Source organism: Micromonospora sp. NPDC018662 (genome assembly GCF_044391475.1).
Lineage (GTDB): Bacteria > Actinomycetota > Actinomycetes > Mycobacteriales > Micromonosporaceae > Micromonospora.
Map to the genome: position 1 here is coordinate 326,983 of NZ_JBISAC010000003.1, position 20,199 is coordinate 347,181.

General features: G+C 73.2%; 18 protein-coding genes. 14 read left to right on the forward strand and 4 right to left on the reverse strand.

Annotation, left to right across the window (positions count from 1 at the left end; translation table 11 throughout):
• Positions 1–118 precede the first annotated feature (118 nt).
• From ACH495_RS11135 to ACH495_RS11180, 10 genes are all read left to right on the forward strand, one after another.
• Positions 119–622: a hypothetical protein gene (locus tag ACH495_RS11135; protein WP_396857562.1), complete on the forward strand. Its 504-nt coding sequence runs from the start codon at positions 119–121 to the stop codon at positions 620–622.
• A 26-nt stretch (positions 623–648) separates the two neighbouring features.
• Positions 649–1,308, forward strand: a complete 660-nt coding sequence (locus ACH495_RS11140; RefSeq protein WP_396857563.1) for a hypothetical protein — start codon at positions 649–651, stop codon at positions 1,306–1,308.
• A gap of 56 nt (positions 1,309–1,364) precedes the next feature.
• Entirely contained in the window at positions 1,365–1,736 is a 372-nt protein-coding gene (locus ACH495_RS11145; RefSeq protein ID WP_396857564.1) for a hypothetical protein, read from the forward strand.
• 3 nt (positions 1,737–1,739) lie between these two features.
• Positions 1,740–2,477: a hypothetical protein gene (locus tag ACH495_RS11150; RefSeq protein WP_396857565.1), complete on the forward strand. Its 738-nt coding sequence runs from the start codon at positions 1,740–1,742 to the stop codon at positions 2,475–2,477.
• A 1-nt stretch (position 2,478) separates the two neighbouring features.
• A complete protein-coding gene (locus tag ACH495_RS11155) occupies positions 2,479–4,014 on the forward strand; it encodes a hypothetical protein (RefSeq protein ID WP_396857566.1) in 1,536 nt (511 codons plus the stop codon).
• Between the two features lie 20 nt (positions 4,015–4,034).
• A complete protein-coding gene (locus ACH495_RS11160; protein WP_396857567.1) occupies positions 4,035–5,534 on the forward strand; it encodes an SCO6880 family protein in 1,500 nt (499 codons plus the stop codon).
• The gene (locus ACH495_RS11165; protein WP_396857568.1) at positions 5,531–7,303 is read left to right on the forward strand and encodes an ATP/GTP-binding protein; all 1,773 of its coding nucleotides are present in this window, start codon (positions 5,531–5,533) and stop codon (positions 7,301–7,303) included. The genes ACH495_RS11160 and ACH495_RS11165 overlap by 4 nt, the downstream gene beginning before the upstream one ends.
• On the forward strand, positions 7,300–9,051 hold the full coding sequence (locus tag ACH495_RS11170) for a TraM recognition domain-containing protein (protein WP_396857569.1): 1,752 nt from the start codon (positions 7,300–7,302) through the stop codon (positions 9,049–9,051). The genes ACH495_RS11165 and ACH495_RS11170 overlap by 4 nt, the downstream gene beginning before the upstream one ends.
• Positions 9,052–9,065: 14 nt before the next feature.
• Positions 9,066–10,508: a glycoside hydrolase family 19 protein gene (locus ACH495_RS11175; protein WP_396858037.1), complete on the forward strand. Its 1,443-nt coding sequence runs from the start codon at positions 9,066–9,068 to the stop codon at positions 10,506–10,508.
• 156 nt (positions 10,509–10,664) lie between these two features.
• On the forward strand, positions 10,665–11,867 hold the full coding sequence (locus ACH495_RS11180; RefSeq protein WP_396857570.1) for an aldo/keto reductase family oxidoreductase: 1,203 nt from the start codon (positions 10,665–10,667) through the stop codon (positions 11,865–11,867).
• 99 nt (positions 11,868–11,966) lie between these two features.
• Here ACH495_RS11180 and ACH495_RS11185 read toward each other — a convergent pair whose 3' ends face one another.
• Positions 11,967–13,328 carry a PHB depolymerase family esterase gene (locus ACH495_RS11185; protein ID WP_396857571.1) on the reverse strand — a complete coding sequence of 454 codons (1,362 nt, stop codon included), beginning with the start codon at positions 13,326–13,328 and terminating at the stop codon, positions 11,967–11,969.
• Between the two features lie 185 nt (positions 13,329–13,513).
• Between ACH495_RS11185 and ACH495_RS11190 the strand changes: the two genes are divergently transcribed.
• Entirely contained in the window at positions 13,514–14,491 is a 978-nt protein-coding gene (locus ACH495_RS11190; RefSeq protein ID WP_396857572.1) for a PaaX family transcriptional regulator C-terminal domain-containing protein, read from the forward strand.
• 53 nt (positions 14,492–14,544) lie between these two features.
• Here the strand turns inward: ACH495_RS11190 and ACH495_RS11195 are convergent, their stop codons facing one another.
• The 3 genes from ACH495_RS11195 to ACH495_RS11205 are packed head-to-tail and all read right to left on the reverse strand — an operon-like array spanning position 14,545 to position 15,777.
• Positions 14,545–14,967: a DUF6069 family protein gene (locus ACH495_RS11195; protein WP_396857573.1), complete on the reverse strand. Its 423-nt coding sequence runs from the start codon at positions 14,965–14,967 to the stop codon at positions 14,545–14,547.
• Entirely contained in the window at positions 14,960–15,427 is a 468-nt protein-coding gene (locus ACH495_RS11200) for an SRPBCC domain-containing protein (protein WP_396857574.1), read from the reverse strand. The genes ACH495_RS11195 and ACH495_RS11200 overlap by 8 nt, the downstream gene beginning before the upstream one ends.
• Positions 15,424–15,777 (reverse strand): ArsR/SmtB family transcription factor, encoded by a 354-nt coding sequence (locus ACH495_RS11205; protein ID WP_396857575.1) that lies wholly within the window; start codon positions 15,775–15,777, stop codon positions 15,424–15,426. Before ACH495_RS11205 ends, ACH495_RS11200 begins: the two co-directional genes overlap by 4 nt.
• A gap of 527 nt (positions 15,778–16,304) precedes the next feature.
• Between ACH495_RS11205 and ACH495_RS11210 the strand changes: the two genes are divergently transcribed.
• The 3 genes from ACH495_RS11210 (at position 16,305) to katG (ending at position 20,172) form a co-directional block, all read left to right on the forward strand.
• A complete protein-coding gene (locus ACH495_RS11210) occupies positions 16,305–17,306 on the forward strand; it encodes a glycoside hydrolase family 11 protein (RefSeq protein WP_396858038.1) in 1,002 nt (333 codons plus the stop codon).
• Positions 17,307–17,423: 117 nt separating this feature from the next.
• Positions 17,424–17,852 (forward strand): Fur family transcriptional regulator, encoded by a 429-nt coding sequence (locus ACH495_RS11215; protein ID WP_396857576.1) that lies wholly within the window; start codon positions 17,424–17,426, stop codon positions 17,850–17,852.
• Between the two features lie 43 nt (positions 17,853–17,895).
• Positions 17,896–20,172: a catalase/peroxidase HPI gene (gene katG, locus ACH495_RS11220; RefSeq protein WP_396857577.1), complete on the forward strand. Its 2,277-nt coding sequence runs from the start codon at positions 17,896–17,898 to the stop codon at positions 20,170–20,172.
• Positions 20,173–20,199 lie beyond the last annotated feature (27 nt).

Genomic DNA, 20,199 nt, shown 5'->3' on the forward strand with positions numbered 1-20,199 from the left:
GGGCCCCCGTCCGGGGTCTTCGGAAAAAACCTGCGATCCGCGCTGAACCGGGTGGACGGTCGCGTCGTAGTGCGGCCGGCAAGCGCGACGGCGAGCGGGAAGGGAGGCGAGACGGACGATGAGCCAGCCGATGATGCTGCGGCGACCACGGGAGCGCGACGAGCGTCCGGCCCGACAGCCCGACGTCCTCTCGGACGAGGGCATCGGCTGGATCGGCGCGCACGGCGGCGCCGGCGCGAGCACGCTGACCCGGCTGCTGGGCGGCACCGACATCGGCTGCCGGTGGCCGGACCCGGCGATCGGTGAGCCGGCCCGGGTCGCGGTGGTCGGCCGGACCAACTCCGACGGTCTGCGGGCGGTCTCCCGTGCGCTCCACGCCATGCGGGAGGGCCGACACCCGGCGGGGATGCGGCTGGTGGGCGTGGTGTTGATCGCCGACGCGCCGGGCCGGCTGCCGGCGCCGTTGCTCGGCCGGATCCGGCTGCTGCGGGCGATCGCCCCGGTGCACCGGGTGCCGTGGATCCCGTCGTACCGGATCGGGGTGGAGCCGACGCGGCCCCCGCGTCAACTGGCCCGGCTGGCCGACCTGGTGACGGCCCGGCCCGGGCGGGGGTCGCGGTGAGCCGGCCCGGCCGGACGGTGTCGGCCGTGACGGCGCTGGTCCTGGCGCTGCTCGCGCTCGCGCCGCCGGCCCCGGCGGCGGCCGCGGGCAGCTACACGGTGACTGTCGACGGCGGTGGCGCCGCGTTCCTCTACAAGATCTGCCTGAAGACCACCACCACGGTGAACACCTATCCGGCCGGCGGCGGCGACCGCGTCTGCTCCGGCAAGAAGGGCTCGCCGGACGGCTCGTTCGACCTGACCGCCGAGTACACCGACGGCGACACGGTCTGGATGGACGTCGAGATGCTGGTCGACACGCTCGGACACTCGCGGACCAAGGACGACGTGGACATCACCGGGTCGCACTCGTGCACGCTCAACGGCGCCCTGTACGCGGGCAAGTTCAAGTGCGAGAACGTGATCAACAAGAAGAGCTTCGAGGCGCCGACGATCGAGCCGTACCAGGTGGCGGTGGACGACCCGGACGCGCCGATCATGCAACTGCTCTCCCTGATGGCGTGGTGCGTGAGCGCCGCCGCCGTGATGGGCCTGCTGCTGACCGGCATGACGCTGGCGTCGCAGTTGCGGCGCGGCGCGCTGGAGGAGCGCACCGAGTACACCAGGCAGATCGCGTTCGTGATGGCGGCGTGCCTGCTCGCGACCACCGCCGGGCCGATCGTGCAGGCCCTCGGATTCAGTCAGTGACCACCGGACCGGCCCCCGGCCGGCCGATCGACCCCAGTGACCTCGAAGGAGCACCCATGGCCCTCTCCGACCTCTACTACAGCGGTCTGGTGCGGATCCCGTTCGACCTCCGCCTCGCGCCCCACCTGGTACCCGCCGGCCGCAGCGAGGTGCCGAAGCCGAGCACCGGCGAGGACGCGGTGCCCACCGAGCTCGCCGACAAGGTCGAGCAGGCGCTCGGCCTGGTCGCCTGGGCGGGCACCGCGGCGGGCGTGCTCGGTGTCCTGATCACCGGCGCGGTGATGGCCATCTCCCACAAGCGCGGGGAGAGCTCCGAGCACATGAGCCGACTCGGCATGGTGCTGGGCGGCTGCATCCTGGTCGCCACCGCCGGCCCGATCGTCACCTGGGTCTTCGGCACCGGCGGCGGCGAAGGCGAGGGGAACTGACGTATGCGTGCGCGACACGCACACGAGCCGGCGGACGACGGGCCGTTCTGGCGGCACCGCCGGTGGCAGGTGTCGGCGGGTTTCCTGGTGCTGGCGGTCTGCGTCGGCATCGGCGCGGCGGTGTACGGGGGCGGGGACGCCGGCTCCCGGGCCGCGCCCCCGTCCGGGCCGGTGATCGGCGGCCTCGGGCCGGACGGCTCGCGACCGCAGGGCTGCCGCACCGTGGACACCCCGCAGCCGCTGCCGACCGAGGCGCCGGACGACGTCGTCTGGCGGCCGCTCAACGGCGCCGCGACCCCGTTCTCCGCCTCGGCGGGGCCGCTGCGCACCACCGGGCCGCTGCGGTGGTGCTTCGCGCACACCCCGATGGGCGCGGTGCTGGCGGTGCACACCATCTCCCGCCAGATGAGCGGCCCGGACTGGCGTGCGGTCAGCCGGCAGCAGCTCGTACCCGGCCTCGGCCGGGACTACTTCGACGCGATGCGCGAGTCGCTGCCGGACGGCGGCCCGCCGCAGACCTCCAACCGGCTCGCCGGCTTCCTGGTGGTGCGCTACACGCCGGGTACGGCGGTGGTGCGGGTGCTGGTCCGGCAGGCGACCGCGCGCTACTTCTCGGTCGACTACACGGCGGACTGGAACGGCGTCGACTGGCGGCTGCGCCCGTTGACCTCCGGCGGTCTGTACGGCCCGGTCACCCCGGTGGTGTCGCTGGCCGGCTTCCTGCTGTGGAACGAGCGCTGAGATGGCCGAGTGCGCGACCGGCGACGCCGTCTACATCGGGGAGATCGGGCAGGTCGTCGGCTTCTTCGAGCGGGGCATCGACGGCATCCTGAGCGACATCGCCGGCGCCATCATGGGCGCGGCGGTGGAGTTGTTCGCCAACCTCGGTGACGTGCCGACGCTCGGCGACGAGAAGATCAACGACCAGATCCACCTGCAGACCGACTGGCTCGTGGTGACCATCGCGGTGGCGTCGTTGCTGGCCGCGGCGTTCCGGATGGCGTTGCTGCGCCGGGGGCAGGCGCTGTGGACGGCGCTGCTGGGCCTGGTCCGCATGGTGCTCACCGTGGGCGCGGCGTGGACCGTGCTCAACCTGCTCGCCACCGAGGCCGACAACTACAGCGACCACCTGTACGACCAGGGCATCAAGGCGCAGCTCAAACTGATCGCCAACTGCGGCACGGACGGGCTCACCGCGTTTCTGCTGATCATCATCGGGCTGCTCCTGCTGGTCGCCGGCTGCATCCACGTGATCCTGATGTATGTGCGGCTCGGCGCGATGGTGCTGCTCACCGGCACCCTGCCGCTGGCCGCCGCCGCGTCGATGACCGAGTCGGGCGGCGGGTGGTGGCGCAAGCACATCGCCTGGATGGTGGCCTGGCTGGCGTTCAAACCGGTGGTCGGGCTGATCATGTATTCCGGGGCGGCGATGATCGGCTCGGTCGACGGCGACGCCAAGCACTACAAGCTGGCCGGCGCCGCCATCCTCTTGATGGCCGCGGTGGCGCTGCCCGCGCTGATGCGGCTGATCGTACCGGCCATGGCCGCGCTCGGCTCGTCCGACGGCGTGGGCGCGGGCGTGGCCGCCGGCGCCGCCGCGGCGGGCGCGGTGGCCAGCGGCGCCAAGCGGATCGCCGGCGGCGGTCACGGCGGCGGCGCGGCCCGGGCACCGGGCGGTGGCGGTGCGCCCACCGGCGCGGCGTCCCGGAGCGGCGGCGCAGGCAAGGCCGACGGTGCGGGCAAGGCCGACGGTGCGGGCAAGGCGGACGGTGCGGGCAAGGCGGACGGCGCGGGCACGGCGGACGGCGCGGGCAAGGCCGACGGGGCGTCGACGCCCGACGGCGCGTCCACCGGCGAGGGCGGGTCCGGCGGCGCTGGATCCGGCGGTGCGGGGTCGGCGTCCGGGAGCAAGCCGCCGGCCGGCGGGGAGCCGGCGTCGGGAGGCGAGCCGGCGTCCGGGAGCACACCCGCGCCGGAGAGCGCGCCGCCGGCCGGCGGCACCCCGTCCGGGAGCACGCCGGCGCCGGAGAGCCCGCCGGCGTCCGGGGGTGAGCCGGCGTCCGGGAGCACACCCGCGCCGGAGAGCGCGCCGCCGGCCGGCAGCGGCCCGACCGGTGGCGGCGGACGCCGCGTCGTATCGACGGCCGGTCGGGTGGTCAGCGGCGCGGTCGGCGCCGCCGCCTGGACCGTGCAGAAGAGCGCCGGCGCCGTCGCCGGCACCCACCGGCACGCCGCCGGCATCGCCCGCGGCGCGCTGCCGGACTCTGACCGCGACTAGGCCGGCCCAGGAGGACGACCATGAGCACGGCAACCGAACAGATCAAGACACCGACGTACGGCAACTGGCGCCGCCCCCGCAAGGCCGGCCTGGGCTCGCTGGGCCTGATCGGCACCATCGGCCTCTTCGGCGGTCTCGTGCTGGTCCTGATCGCGTCCATGGTCTCGCTGGACGCGGCGCTGGTGGTGGGGCTCCCGTTCGCGCTGATGGTGGCGCCGCTGGCGATCCGCACCCAGGACGGCCGCAACGTCTTCCAGATGGCCGGCGTCCGGGTCGGGTGGCTGCGCCGGAAGTCCAAGCGGCAGCACCTCTACGTCTCCGGGCCGCTGTCCACCCGGCCGGGTGGACGGTTCCGCCCGCCCGGCCTGCTGAGCCGGGTGGCCATGCTGGAGGGACGCGACCCGTACGACCGCCCGTTCGGCGTGCTGCACCACCGCAACCGCCACCAGTACACGATCGTGCTGAGCTGCGAGCCCGACGGCGGGTCGCTGGTCGACCCGGACCAGGTCGACACGTGGGTGGCGCTGTGGGGGGAGTGGCTGTCCCGGCTGGCGCACGAGCCGGGACTGCGCGGCGCCTCGGTGGTGGTGGAGACCGCCCCGGACCCGGGCACCCGGCTCGCCACCGAGGTGCTGGGCCGGCTCTCCCCGAACGCGCCGCCCGCCGCGCGGGCGGTGATGGAGGAGGTGGTGCGCTCCTACCCGGACGCGTCGTCGGAGATGAACACCTACCTGACGCTCACCTACGCGGCGCCCGGCGGCGGCCGGCGCGACGACGACACCATGCTCGCCGACCTGGCGCTGCGCCTCCAGGGGATGCTCAACGGGCTGGTGGCCGCCGGCGGGGGGTCGGCGGAGCCGCTGTCGGCGGAGCGGATCGCCGAGGTCGTCCGCGTCGCGTACGACCCGGCCGTCTCCGCCGAGGTGCTCGACGTACGCGCCCGGCACGGCGGCACCGGCCTGGAGTGGGACGACGCCGGGCCGGCCGCGGCGGTCGAGACGGTCGGCGCCTACCAGCACGACTCCGGGGTGTCCCGGAGTTGGCTGCTGACCATGGCGCCCCGGGGCGTGGTGCGGTCCGGGATCCTGCGCAGCCTGCTCGACCCGGCGGCCGGCATCCGCCGCAAGCGGGTGGCGCTGATCTACCGGCCGATCGACCCGGCGACCTCCGCCCGGATCGTCGAGTCCGACCGCCGGTCCGCGCAGTTCATGGCGAACTCGACGAAGGGCCTGGTCCGGGCGCGCGCGGTCGCGGAGATCCAGGCGGCCGAGCAGACCGCGGCGGAGGAGGCGTCCGGCGCCGGCCTGGTGGAGTTCTCGATGCTGGTGACGCTGACCGTCGACTCGGCCGCCGAGGTGCGCGACGCCAACGTGACGATGCGGAACCTGCTGGGCGCCACCCGGATCGCGATGCGGCCGGCGGACCGGATGCAGGCCGCGGCGTTCACCTGCGCCCTGCCGGTCGGCATCCTGCCCTGGGAGCAGTCGATCGTCCCGCACGACCTCCAGGAGGCGCTGTGACCACCGGGGCGGGCGCGGGCGGCGCGCGGAGACTCGATCTCGGCGCGGGCTGGCCGCGCGGGACGTCCGGGCCGGTCACCGCGATGTCGGGCCTGGTCGTGCCGGCCGTGGACGCGCAGGACCGGGAGCCCGACGAGACGGGCCGGCAGACGCCACGGGCGAGACGCCGGGCGCGCCGGCAGCGGGCCGCGGAGGAGGCGGCCGAGCAGCGGTACCGGCAGCGGCTGGCCCGGGCCGACCGCGCCGACGGCGTACCGCACCGGGGCTCGCCGGTCGTGGGTGGCGGCCGGGTGGCCACGCTGGACCCGCCGACCATGTGGCGGGCCACCACCGTGCAGGCGTGCGGGCTCTGGCCGTTCGCCTCCGGCTCGGGCGCGCCGATGACCGGGGTCCCGCTCGGCCAGCACATCAGCACCGGCGCCACGGTCTGCGGGGACCCGCTCAACTGGTTCACCCGGGCGCGCTACATCTCCAACCCGTCGCTGTTCATGCTCGGCATGCCGGGGCTCGGCAAGTCCACGCTGATCAACCGGATGCTGATCGGCCTGGCCGGGCAGGGCGTCGTCCCGCTGGTGCTCGGCGACCTCAAGCCCGACTACGCGGACACCGTACGCGCGCTGGGCGGGCAGGTCATCTCCATCGCCCGGGGCGTCGGCGGGCTCAACGTGCTCGATCCGGGCGCGATGGGGGCCGCCGCCGCGCGCATCGGCGGGCAGGCCGGCGAGGCGCTGGCCGCCGAGTCCCACGGCCGGGTGCTGAACATGGTGGCCGCGTTGCTCACCATCGTGCGGGGCGCGCCGATCAGCGACCACGAGCAGTCGGTGCTCTCGGCCTGCCTGCGGCACCTGCGCGAGCGCACCGCGCCGGGCCGGACGTACCGGCTGCCGGACCTGCTCGCGGTGCTGGAGTCCGGGCCGCCGCAGGTCCGGCAGGTCACGCTGGACCGGGGTCAGGAGTCCCGGTACCGCGACGCGGTCGACCCGCTGCACCGGTCGTTGCTCGGCATCCTGGACGGCCCGCTCGGCGACACGTTCGCCTCGGAGACCGCCACCCGGATCGACCCGGACGCCACAGCGGTCTGCATCGACATCTCCCGCATCGGCGAGGCGGACGGGCAGTTGACCGCCGCCGCGATGCTCGCGGCCTGGTCGGACGGCCTGGGTACGGTGTCCGCCTCGCACGCGCTGGCGGACGCGGGCCTGGCGCCCCGGCGCTGGTTCTTCACCGTCCTGGACGAGCTGTGGCGACCGCTGCGCGCGGCCTCCGGCATCGTGGACCGGATCGACGCGCTGACCCGGCTGAACCGTTCGCTCGGCCTCGCCGACGCGAAGATCACCCACACCCTGAAGGACGCCGAGGCGCTGGGCAACGAGGCGGACAAGGCCAAGGCGCGGGGCTTCGTCGAGCGCGCCGGCATGGTCGCCTGCGCCGGCCTGCCGAGGGCGGAGATGGAGGAGCTGGGCCGCGTCGTCGGGCTCTCCCGGCGGGAGATCGACCTGGTCTCGTCCTGGTCCTCGCCGGCCGGCTGGGCGCAGGACGGCGGCAACGAGGAGCCCCCCGGTCGGGGCCGGTTCCTGATCAAGGTCGGTGGGCGGCCGGGCATCCCGATCCGGGTCGCGATCACCGACGCCGAGCGGCACCTGCACGACACGAACACGCGGTGGATCGCCAACGGCGACGCGGAGCGGATGCTTGCCGAACGCGCCGCGGTGGTGCGTGCGGTCACCGCCGGCTCCCGGCCGGACGCGGCCGGACCGGGGGCCCGGTGAAGCGCGGCGCCGGCGGCGACCTGCTGGCGTGGCTGATCCCGGCGCTCGCGCTGATCAACCTCACCGCCTTCGTGCTGCTCTGGCTCGGTGGCACGCTCGCCGCCGCCGTCGGCGGGTACGGCTGGCGGCCACCACCGTTCGACCTCGGCGTCTACCTCAGCCTGCTCGGCGGGGCCACCGACGCGGTGTGGCCGGGCGTACCGCCGGCGCTGGCCTACGGCGGCGCGGCCGTGCTCCTCCCGGTCGTCGCCGTGCCGGTGGTGACGGCGGTCCGGGCCGTCGCCCGGCGGCTCGGGCAGCCGTCGAACCTGGCCGGCGCCGCCGACCTGCGTGCCATGACCGGCCGGGCGGCCGAGGCCCGGGCCCGCGAGCTGCGCCCGTCGCTGCGGGACGTCCCCCGCCTGCGGCCGGACGACACCGGCAACCTGCTCGGTGACCTGCTGCCGTCCGGGCCGGAGCTGCGGTCGTCGTACGAGGACGTGGAACTCGACCTGATGGCGCCGCGGGCCGGGAAGTCCACCGGTATCGCCGTGCCCCGGGTGCTGCGCGCCCCCGGCGCGGTGCTGCTCACCTCCAACAAGGCGGACGTCTTCACGGTCACCCGGCAGCACCGGGCCCGGGTCGGCCGGGTGTGGACGTTCGACCCGCAGGGCATCGCGTACGCCGAGCGCGCGATGTGGTGGGACATGCTCGGCGGCTGCCGCACGCTGGAGGGCGCGCGGCGGCTCGCCGGTCACTTCGTCAGCTCGGTGAACGACGACGCGTCCAAGAAGGACTTCTGGATCGCCGCCGCGCAGAACACGCTCACCGCGCTCTTCCTCGCCGCCTCGCACGGCGGCTCGTCGGTCGGCGAGATGCTGTCCTGGCTCGCCGACCCGGGCGACCGTACCCCGGTCGACCTGCTCCGCGACGCCGGCCTGGACGCCATGGCCGACCAGCTCCAGGGCACCGTACGGGGTGCGGTGCAGACCCGAGACGGCATCTACGAGACCTCCCGGCAGTGCGTCGCCTGCCTGCTCGACCCGGAGATCATGGCCTGGGTCAGCCCGGACCCGGACCTGCCGGAGTTCGTGCCGGAGGAACACGTGCTCAGTCGGGACACGCTCTACCTGCTGTCCAAGGACGGCGGCGGGTCGGCGGCCGGGGTGATCGCCGGGCTGGCGGACGCCGTGGTCCGGGCCGGCGTGGTGGCCGCCGAGCGGATGGGCGGCCGGCTGGACCCGCCGATGACCGCGGTGCTGGACGAGGCCGCCAACGTGTGCCGCATCGCCGACCTGCCCGACCTCTACAGCCATCTCGGCTCACGCGGCATCAGCGTGGTGACGTTGCTGCAGAGCTACCGGCAGGGCGTGCGGGTCTGGGGCGACGCGGGCATGGACGCGCTGTGGGGCGCCGCCACGGTCAAGCTGCTGGGCGCCGGCCTGGACGACGCCGACTTCGTGGACAAGGTGGCCCGCCTGATCGGCCAGCACGACGTCCGCACGCCGAGCTACTCCCGCTCCGGCGACGGCACCACCCGGTCGGTGTCGTACCGCCAGGAGCAGGTGCTGCCGGCGGACCGGATCCGGGCGCTGCCCAAGGGCACCGCGCTGCTGCTGGCGACCGGCGTGCGGCCGGCGATGATCCGGTTGCGGCCCTGGTTCAAGGAACCGGACGCGGCCCCGATCGCGGCGGCGGCGAAGGCCGAGGCCCATGCCGTCACGCAACGGGCACGGGCGGCGGCGGCCGGACCGCCACGGGCGGGCTGAGCGCGGTGTCGAAGATGCAGGCCGCGCGCGCGGCCCACCAGACGGCCACCAACCGGTTCGGCGCCACCCAGCTCGCCTGGCTGCTCATCTCGGTGGTGGGGATGCTGCCGCTGGCCGCGATGGCGGCGCTGGCCCTGATCGTGCTGGTGGTCATCATCCTGCTCAGCGGGTCGCAGATGACGTCGTACTCGCCGGACCCGGACAGCACGCTCGGCCCGGGCGCCGGCGGCAGCGTCCTCACCGAACTCGCCGGTGGCGACGGTCGTGGCGGGTTCAAGGAGTCGGGCGTGCCGGACGCGGACCTGGTCGCGCCGATCCGGGCCGCCGCCCGGGAGTGCAACCTGCTCACCCCCGTGATCCTCGCCGCCCAGATCGAGTACGCGTCGGACTTCGACGCGGACAAGGAGGGTCCGGAAGGCCGCAAGGGGCTGTCCCAGTTGACGCCCGACGTCTTCGAGCGCTACGGCAAGGACGACGACGGCAGCGGTACGGCGTCGGCGCTGGACCCGGAGGACGCGATCCACGCCCACGCCCGGTACTTCTGCCACCTGGCCGAGGAGACGCAGCGGATGCTCGACGACAAGACCGTCGTCGGTGACCACCTCACGCTCACGTTGATGGCCTGGGAGCAGGGCGTCGAGGCGGTGAAGGCCCAGGGCGGCATGCCGGTCATCCTGCTGGACAGCTATCCGTTCCGGGTGCGGGGCCTGTTCGCCCGCTACACGATCGGCGGCACGGACACGTCCACCGCCTCGCCGACACCGTCGGTGTCACTGGCCCCGTCGGTGCCCTCGAGGGGCGGTCTGAACAAGCGGGTGGTGCCGGAGGACGACGGCACGCTGGTGACCGGGTCGACGTTCGACGCGATGTTCCCCGGCCGCAACGTCTTCTACACGTACGCCGGGCTCACCGACGCGATGGCGACGTTCCCCGCGTTCGCCGCCACCGGCGACGAGCGGACCCGCAAGCGGGAGCTGGCGGCGTTCCTGGCCAACGTCGACCACGAGACCGACGGGCTGGTGCACGTCGACGAGATCGACCGGGCCGCCTGGGGTACCTACTGCGACGGCGGCCGGCCCTACGGGTGCCCCGCCGGGCGGACCGCCTACCACGGGCGTGGGCCGCTGCAACTGAGCTGGAACTACAACTACCAGGCGGCCGGCGACGCGCTCGGGGTCGACCTGCTCGGCAACCCGGACCTGGTCGCGACCGACCCGGCGGTGGCGTGGCGGACCGCGCTCTGGTTCTGGATGACCCAGTCCGGCGCGGGCACCACCACGCCGCACGCGGCGATCACCGGCGGCGCCGGGTTCGGCGGGACGGTCCGCAGCATCAACGGGGCGCTGGAGTGCGGCGGCGGCAACCCCGGGCAGGTGCGGGACCGGGTCGACGCGTACCGCCGGTTCACCGAGGCGCTGGGCGTCGACCCGGGCGACGAGGGGACACTGTCGTGCTGACCGACGAATCGGCCGAGAGGACGGCGCCGGTTACGCGGGGTGACTGCGGCGGAGGAAGGACCACCGGTGAGGGTATACCGGTGAGTCATAATCATGCCTGAAAGGCATATCGCGCCCAGGTGAGTTGGTGGCCGCGGCCACGACTCGCCGGACGGCATGACCGACCTGGGACCCGTCTTCGACCGCGTCCTGCCCGGCGAGCCGGTCGTGCTCACCACCGCGTCCGCCAACTCCACCTCGTTGCGCCTGGCGGCGAAGCTCGGGTTCACCGAGGTGGAGCGGTTCCACACCTGGGACGCCGAGCAGTGGCTCACCGAGTACGTAGTTGGTCGCGCTCCCCCACTCCGCCCAGTCGCCGCGACGCTGTGCTATCCACGTCTCATGGCCGACGACCAGCACGTATCCCAGGCGGATGCCGACATCCGCGACCACCGACTGATCTACGGCTGCATGGGGCTGGGCGGCGGGTGGGACGCCGAGCCGTACGGCGCGCCGGAGATCGCGGCGGCCGAGGCGGCGGTCGAGGCCGCCCTGGAGATCGGCGTCACCGCGTTCGACCACGCGGACATCTACCGCAACGGCAAGTCGGAGGCGGTCTTCGGCGAGGTCCTGGCCCGCGCGCCGGAGCTGCGCCGCCGGGTGCTGATCCAGACGAAGTGCGGCATCCACCTGCCCGGCGACGACGGGCCGGGCCGGTACGACCTGCGTGCCACGCACATCGAGCGCAGCGTCGAACAGAGTCTGACCCGGCTGCGGACCGACGTGATCGACGTCCTGCTGCTGCACCGGCCGGACCCGCTGGCCGACCCGGACGAGGTGGCCGGGGCGTTGACCTCGCTGTACCGGCAGGGCCTGGTGCGGCAGTTCGGCGTGTCGAACATGGCGGCGGCGCAGATCGCCCACCTCCAGGCGTCCCTGGACGTGCCGCTGGTCGCCAACCAGTTGGAGATCAGCCTGGCCCGGCGCGACTGGGTCGAGGCCGGCGTGCTGGTGAACACCGCCGAGTCCACCGGGGCCGGCTTCCCGCTCGGCACCCTGGAGCACTGCCGGGCGCACCGGATCGGCCTCCAGGCGTGGGGCCCGCTGGCCCGCGGGCGCTTCACCGGCGCGGCGCGGACCGAGGCAGACCGAGAGACGGCCGGCCGGGTCGCCGCGCTGGCCGACGCGAAGGGCACCACGCCGGAGGCGATAGTGCTGTGGTGGATCCAGCGGCATCCGGCGCGGGTGGCGCCGGTGATCGGCACCGCCCGCCCGGACCGCATCCGGGCCTGCCGGGACGCCGCCCGACGCGACCCGGAGCTGACCCGCGAGGAGTGGTACGACCTCTGGGTGATCGCGCGCGGCGCCCCGCTGCCGTAGCCCCACCGCGCGCTGATTCACGGAAAGAGTGGCCATCCAGGCGCGGATGGCCACTCTTTCCGTGAATCAGGGGTGCAGGGGGCAGGGGTGCGGGGTGGGTCAGGCGAGCGTGCAGGGCGCGCCGTTGAGGGTGAACGAGGCCGGCTTTCCGGTGTTGCCGGTGTGGGTGGCCTGGAAGCCGATGGTGGTCGACCCGTTGGCCGGGATGGCGGCGTTGTAGGCGACGTTCCGGGCCGTCACCTGACCGGAGGCGGGGGAGTAGGACGCGTTCCAGCCCGAGGTGATGGCCTGGCCGCCGGGCAGCGCGAACGCCAGGGACCAGCCGTTCACGGCGGTGCCGCCGGTGTTGGTGACGGTGATGTTCTCAGTCAGCCCCGAGTTCCAGGCGTTGACGTCGACGCTCACCCGGCAGGCGCCGGAGCCCGGCGGGGGAGTGGTCGGGCCCGGGGTCGGCGACGTCGTAGGGCTGGGCGACGTGGTGGGGGTCGGCGACGTGGTCGGCGTGGGCGAGGTGGTGGGGCTGGGCGTGCCGGTCAGGCCGAAGAACGCGATCGCGACGGCGGCCATGCCGGCGCCCGGCAGCGTGTGTCCGGCGCCCTGGATGCTGTACGCCTCCACCTGGACCGTGCCGGTGGCGTCGGCGTAGCGACGTCGGTTCCAGTTGGCCTGCGGCGTGTCGGTGGAGGTGGGCGTCTGGCTCAGCCCGAACACGTTCGTCCACTGCTCGATCGACTCCTGCAGCAGCGAGTACGGCACGAGCGTGTCACTGGTGCCGTGCCAGAGCTGCACCCGGGGACGCGGGCCGGAGTAGCCGGGGTACGCCTGCCGGACCGCGTCGCCCCACTGCTGCGGCGTCCGGTTCATGCTGCCGCCGGTGCACTGGCTGGACCCGGGCGGGTAGTCCGCCGCGTTGGCGAAGCAGTTGTAGGGCACGCCCATGAACGCCGCGCCGGCCTTGAAGACGTCGGGGTAGAGCGCCAGCATGTGGTTGGTCATCATGCCGCCGGACGAGCTGCCGGTGGCGTAGACCCGGTCCGGGTCGGCGCCGTACTGCTGCTGGACGTAGCGGATCATCGAGATGATCGACACCGGGTCGCTGCCGCCGCCGCGCCGCTTGGCGGCGTCGGACCAGGTGTCGAAGCAGTTGCCGAAGCCGGCCTGCTGGGTCGCGCTCGGGTAGATCACGATGTACCCGTAGCGGTCGGCCAGCGAGGCGAACTCGCTGCCGGAGTAGAAGCCGGGGCCGGACCCGCCACAGCCGTGCATGGCCACCACTGTCGCCGGTCGGGCCGGCCGGTTGTCCGGGACGTAGACGTGCATGCGCATCCGCCCCGGGTTGTCGCCGAAGCTGGTCACCTCGGTCAGCGACGCCGCGTACGCGGGTTGTGTCGCGGGGATCACCAGGCCGGCCGCCGCCAGCATCGCGGCCACGGCGAGCAGCATCTTCCCTCTGGTTCTCACGGAGACTCCTTCGATCACCTGTGCAGGTTGGGGTCCTGGGTGGTGCGCCCTGCCCGGCTCCGTGTCGGGTAGCAGTTAGTGTTCCCGTCGGCCCGGGAAGTGTCAATCGAAGTGTGACGATGCATGTCGGCGGCGATCTCCGTCTACAGTCGAGGCTCCGTCCCCGAGCCGAGTCCGGAGTGGCCGTGGCCAGCGCGTTCGACATCGAGGAGATCTATCCCGACGACGGGGAGACCTCGGTGCGCCTGCCCCGGCGTCAGGTCGGGCCCGCGCCGCAGGGCGTCGCGGTGACGCTGCTGGCGGACTACACGCTGCGTACCCGTGCCGCGCTCCCGTCCGCCGCCATCGTGGCGTTGCTCGCCGAGGCCGGGGTGAGCAGCGCGGGCGCCCGGACCGCGATCAGCCGGCTGGCCCGCCGGGGCGTGCTGGAGCGCAGCCGGCAGGGCCGGCACAGCTCCTACCGACTCAGTCGCGCCGCCGCCGCCGACCTCTCCGCCGGGGGGCACTGGATCCTCACCTCCACCACGGCCTCGACACTCTGGGACGGGTGCTGGACGCTCGTCGCGTTCTCGCTGCCGCAGGACCGCAGCGCGCAGCGTCGCGCCCTGCGTGGCCAGCTCCGCTGGCTCGGCTACGCGCCGCTCTACGACGGGCTGTGGGTCTCGCCGTACGAGCTGACGCCGCCGGCCCGGTCGCTGCTGGCCGGGCTCACCCCCGGCGCGGTCACGGTCATCCGGGGGCGGCCGGACCCGCTTGACGCGGTCGGCCGGCGCGCGCCGATCGAGGCCTGGGACGTCGCCGGCATCGCCCGGCAGTACGAGGAGTTCCTGCGCCGGTGGACCCCGCTGGCGTCCCGGACGGGCGCCGTCGACGGCCCGGCGGCCGTGCGGGCCCGTACCGAGGTGATGGACACGTACCGGCGGTTCCCCACGCTCGACCCGCGGCTGCCGCTGGAGCTCCTGCCGGCCGGCTGGCCCCGGCAGGCGGCCCGGGACCTGTTCGCGGCCGTCTACGACGGGCTGGCCGAACCTGCCGAGCGCCACGTCCGGGCGGTCGTCGCGCGGCACGCCGGTGGCGCGCCGCCGCCCGACGTCCGGGCCCACACCACCGCCGACATGCTCGCCGGGGTACGCGCGGACGGGTGCGGCGCGCCGCCGGGCTGACGGCACGTGACCTCGGCCGCGCCGGAGCGGACGCGCGGCCCGGGACGGCCTGCTCAGGCCGCGACCGCGTCCGGCGCGACCCGGGTACGCCGGCCGAGGGCGGCCACCGCGACGAGGATGATCGGGACCAGCGTCAGGTGGCAGACGGCCAGCGTGGTCTTACTGGTCGCGTCCAGATCGGTGGGGAGCGTCATCGCGACGATGGTGAGCACCGCGAGCGCCGGGCCGACGATCGACGCGGCCCGGACCACCCAGCCGAACCGGGGCGCCAGCAGCGCGACGGTGGTCAGCCCGACCAGCAGCGGCAGCGCGCTGAACGCCGCGACGGTCACGGCGTTCACCTCGGCCGGCCCGCTCGCGGCGGTGAACCGGAACGTGCCGCCGGCGGCCCGGCCCACGGCGTAGACGATCAGGTTGACGACCACCGCGCCCACGGTGGCCAGCGCGACGATCGCGGCGCGGGGCAGGTCAGCCACGCGACCGCTCCCGTCCCCGCTCGCGGACCAGGTACGCCTCGACGCGGTCGAACGCCCCGCTCCACACCTCGCCGACGAAGAAGTCGCGCACCTCCGGCGCCGGGAAGCCGCTCTGCACCACGGTCATCAGGGTGCCGCCGTCCTTCTCCTCGAACGTGATCTCGATCCGGGTGGTCATCGTGGCGCCGTCGGGGCCGCTGCCGGTGGACTCGGTGACGAGCCGGTGCGGCCGGTCGATCTCCAGGAACGTCTGCGTCTCGCGGAACAGCGCGTCGGGCGAGGGCCCCCAGACCGCGGTCTGTTTTCCGCCGACCCGCAGGTCCACCTCGATCTCGACGATGCCGGGCTCCTCGTCGAGGATGCTGAACCAGACCTTCTGTTTCTCGGCGTCGGTGTAGGCGTCGAAGACCTCGTCCGGGCGGGCCGGGAGTTGCCGGGTCATCCTCATGTCGATGGTCATGCGTCAGGGTCCTTCGGGTCGGTGCGGTCGGGTCGGAGCGTCAGGTAGGCGTCGAGGCCGTCCAGGCGGCGGGCCCACAGCCGCTGGTAGAAGCTGATCCAGGTCATCGCGTCGTCCAGCGGGGCGTCGGCGAGGCGGCACTGTCGGGACCGGCCGACCTTGCGCGTCACCACGAGCCCGGCGTTCTCCAGCGCCTGGACGTGCTTCTTCATGCCGGTGAGGCTCATCCCGGTGGGCTCGGTGAGCTCGCTGATGGTGGCCGGCCCCGCGCCGAGCCGGACCAGGATGTCGCGTCGCGTGGGGTCGGCCAGGCTGGCGAACACCCGGTTGAGAGTCTCTTGCTGAACCACGTGGTTCACCTTAAGACACTGAACCCCCAGGTTCAACGTCACGCCATTCGACGCCCCCTCTTCCCCCCCGCCCCCACTCCGCTGTTTCACGGAAAGAGTGGTCATTCGAGCGCCGATGGCCCCGCTTTCCGAGAAAGTGCGGGATGGCGACGGGGGCGGCGGGTGGCGGCGGCGCGGGGGCGGGCAGCCCGGTGGCGTCGGGCATGGCTCTCGGTGATCATTTCGGGGTCCGGCGCTCTGGTCCGGAAAGGCTCTGAAAGTTTCGGGTTTCGGCTTCCGGCAGAGCTTGCCGGGTCGTGGATCGCATCGCCCGGTGCCGGTTGTCGAATCGCTTCACCCTGCTGCTGAGCAGTGCCTATGTGGTGTCGGCAGAGCATCTTGCGTCACCGGAGGTTTCCGTAGTGTTTCCGGAAGTTGTTGACACATCGAACGACGGCTCCAATACTGTGCCAATTGACACACCTCGATGGCAGTCGGCGGGCGTACCGCCGGCCAAGCGCCAGTTCTCCCCGGGAGGGAACATGCCCATGAACGACGCCCCGGTCCGCGCGGGCAGCCGCCGGCGCGGACGCCTCCGGACGCTCCTCGGCGGCGCCTGCGCCGTGGCGCTCGCCGCCGCCGGCACGACGGCGGTCCTGTCGAGCCCGGCCTACGCCGACCAGACCGTCACGTCGAACTCCACCGGCACGAACAACGGCTACTTCTATTCCTTCTGGAAGGACAGTGGCAACGTCTCCATGACCATGGGGAACGGCGGTCAGTACAGCACCCAGTGGAGCGGCATCAACAACTTCGTCGCCGGCAAGGGCTGGAACCCCGGCGGGCGCCGGACGGTCAGCTACTCCGGCAGCTTCAACCCGTCCGGAAACGCCTACCTCACCCTCTACGGGTGGACCCGCAACCCCCTGGTCGAGTACTACATCGTCGACAGCTGGGGCAGTTGGCGTCCGCCGGGCAGTGGCTACATGGGCACGGTGACCAGCGACGGCGGCACGTACGACATCTACCGCACCCAGCGCGTCAACGCGCCCTCGATCGAGGGCACCCGGACGTTCTACCAGTACTGGAGCGTGCGGCAGTCGAAGCGGGTCGGCGGCACGATCACCGCCGGCAACCACTTCGACGCGTGGGCCCGCGCCGGGATGAACCTGGGCAGCCACGACTACCAGATCCTGGCCACCGAGGGCTACCAGAGCAGCGGCAACTCCAACATCACGATCGGCGGCTCCGGTGGCTCCGACCCGACCACCCCGCCGCCGAACAACGGCGGCTGCACGGTCAGCGTCAGCCGGGCCGAGGACTGGAGCGACCGGTTCAACGTGACGTTCTCGGTCAGCGGCAGCAGCAACTGGACGGTCAACATCCAGACCCAGGGTGGTCAGACGCTCCAGAACAGCTGGAACGCGTCGGTGAGCGGCACCAGCGGCACACTCACGGCACGCCCGAACGGCAACGGGAACAACTTCGGCATCACGCTCTACAAGAACGGCAACAGCAACACGCCGACGGCGAGTTGCTCGGCCGGCTGAGCTGGTCTCTTCGGGTGGGGGCGTCGCGCGGGCGGCGCCCCCACCTCCGCGTGTGCCGGCCGACACACCCGGGCAGAAACTTGATTGATTCCAAAAGACTGGACTAGTGTTCATCGGGTGACGCCCGACTTCGAGACCCAGTTGCGGGCGGTCTCGTTGCGCGTGACCCGGCCCCGGCTGGCGGTGCTCGCCGCCCTGCGGGACCATCCGCACGTCGACACCGACACCGTGATCGCGCTGGTCCGGGCGGACCAGCCGACCGTCTCCCACCAGGCGGTCTACGACGTGCTCCGCGCGCTCACCGACGCCGGTCTGGTGCGGCGCATCCAGCCGGCCGGCGCCGTCGCCCGCTACGAGTCGCGGGTGGGGGACAACCACCACCACGTCGTCTGCCGCTCCTGCGGCGCGATCGCCGACGTGGAGTGCGCCGTCGGTCACGCCCCCTGTCTCACCGCCTCCGACGACCACGGCTTCGTGGTCGACGAGGCGGAGGTCGTCTACTGGGGCACCTGCCCCGACTGCGCGACCGACCGCACCGCCCAGTGATCCACGAGTTCGGCCAGTGATCCGCCAGTTCGGAAGGAAACAGATGAGCGAGACCCAGGACAACGGGCCCGTCAGCGCCCAGGGCGTGGACGCCAAGGAGGCGGCCGGCTGCCCGGTCGCGCACGACTCCGTGACCGCGCACGGCAGCGAGAGCGAGAACCCGGCGATCGACTCGCCGACCCCGAAGACCGGCGGTCGTCCGCGCACCAACCGCGACTGGTGGCCCAACCAGCTCGACCTGTCGGTGCTGCACGCCCACTCGGAGAAGGGCAACCCGCTGGGGGCGAACTTCAGCTACGCCCGGGAGTTCGCCAAGCTCGACGTCGAGGCCCTCAAGCGGGACATCGTCCAGGTGCTCACCACCTCGCAGGAGTGGTGGCCGGCCGACTTCGGCCACTACGGCGGCCTGATGATCCGGATGAGCTGGCACGCGGCGGGCACCTACCGCATCGAGGACGGCCGCGGCGGCGCCGGCGACGGCGGCCAGCGGTTCGCCCCGCTGAACAGCTGGCCGGACAACGCCAACCTGGACAAGGCCCGCCGGCTGCTCTGGCCGGTCAAGCAGAAGTACGGCCAGCAGATCTCCTGGGCCGACCTGCTGGTGCTGGCCGGCAACGTGGCCCTGGAGTCGATGGGCTTCAAGACGTTCGGCTTCGGCTTCGGCCGCGAGGACGTCTGGGAGCCCGAGGAGATCTTCTGGGGTCCGGAGGACACCTGGCTCGGTGACGAGCGCTACGCCTCCGAGAAGGAGATGGCGGCCGGCGTCGGCGCGACCGAGATGGGCCTCATCTACGTCAACCCGGAGGGCCCGCGCGGCAACGCGGACCCGGCCGCTGCGGCGCACTTCATCCGGGAGACGTTCCGCCGGATGGCGATGAACGACGAGGAGACCGTCGCCCTCATCGCCGGTGGCCACACGTTCGGCAAGACCCACGGCGCCGGTCCCGCCGACGACCACGTCGGCCCGGAGCCCGAGGGCGCCCCGCTGGAGAACCAGGGCCTGGGCTGGCTGAGCACGTACGGCAGCGGCAAGGGCGGCGACACCATCACCAGCGGTCTCGAGGTGACGTGGACCGACCGGCCGACCGAGTGGAGCAACCGCTTCTTCGAGATCCTGTTCGGCTACGAGTGGGAGCTCACCACCAGCCCGGGCGGGGCGAAGCAGTGGGTCGCCAAGGACGCCGAGGCGATCATCCCGGACGCCCACGACCCGGCCAGGAAGCACAAGCCGACGATGCTGACGACCGACCTGTCGCTGCGCGTCGACCCGGCGTACGAGAAGATCTCGCGCCGCTTCCTGGAGCACCCGGACGAGTTCGCGCTGGCGTTCGCCAAGGCCTGGTACAAGCTGCTGCACCGCGACATGGGCCCGGTCAGCCGCTTCCTCGGCCCGTGGGTCCCGGAGGCCCAGCTCTGGCAGGACCCGGTGCCGGCCGCCGACCACGAGCTGGTCGGTGACGCCGACGTCGCCGCGCTCAAGGCCAAGGTGCTCGACTCCGGCCTGACCACCGCCCAGCTCGTCTCCACCGCCTGGGCCTCGGCCGCGAGCTACCGCTCGACCGACAAGCGCGGTGGCGCCAACGGCGCGCGGATCCGGCTGGAGCCGCAGCGCAACTGGGAGGTCAACCAGCCCGAGCAGCTCGCGACCGTGCTGGCGACCCTGGAGGGCGTCCAGCGGGAGTTCAACGCCGCCGGCGGCGCCCAGATCTCGCTCGCGGACCTGATCGTGCTGGCCGGCTCCGCGGCGGTCGAGAAGGCGGCGCGGGACGCCGGCGTCGAGGTGACCGTGCCGTTCCGGCCGGGTCGCACCGACGCCACCCAGGAGCAGACCGACGTCGAGTCGTTCCGGGTGATGGAGCCGCGCGCCGACGGGTTCCGCAACTACCTGCGGCCGGGCGAGAAGACCGAGCCGGAGGTGCTGCTCGTCGACCGCGCGTACATGCTCGGCCTGACCGCGCCGGAGATGACCGTCCTGGTCGGCGGTCTGCGTGCCCTCGGCAACAACGTGGGCGGCACGGCGCACGGTGTGCTCACCGACCGTCCCGGCGTGCTGACCAACGACTTCTTCGCCAACCTGCTCTCTCCGGGCACCCGGTGGAAGGCGGCGGAGTCCGACGAGCACGTGTACGAGATCCGGGACGTGGCGACCGACCAGGTGAAGTGGACCGCCACCGCGGTCGACCTCGTCTTCGGCTCGAACTCGCAGCTCCGGGCGATCGCCGAGGTCTACGCCAGCGAGGACGCCCGCGAGAAGTTCGTGGCCGACTTCGTGGCCGCCTGGACCAAGGTGATGGAGCTGGACCGGTTCGACCTGTCCTGATCCACCGCGCACCGGCGAGCCCCGGTC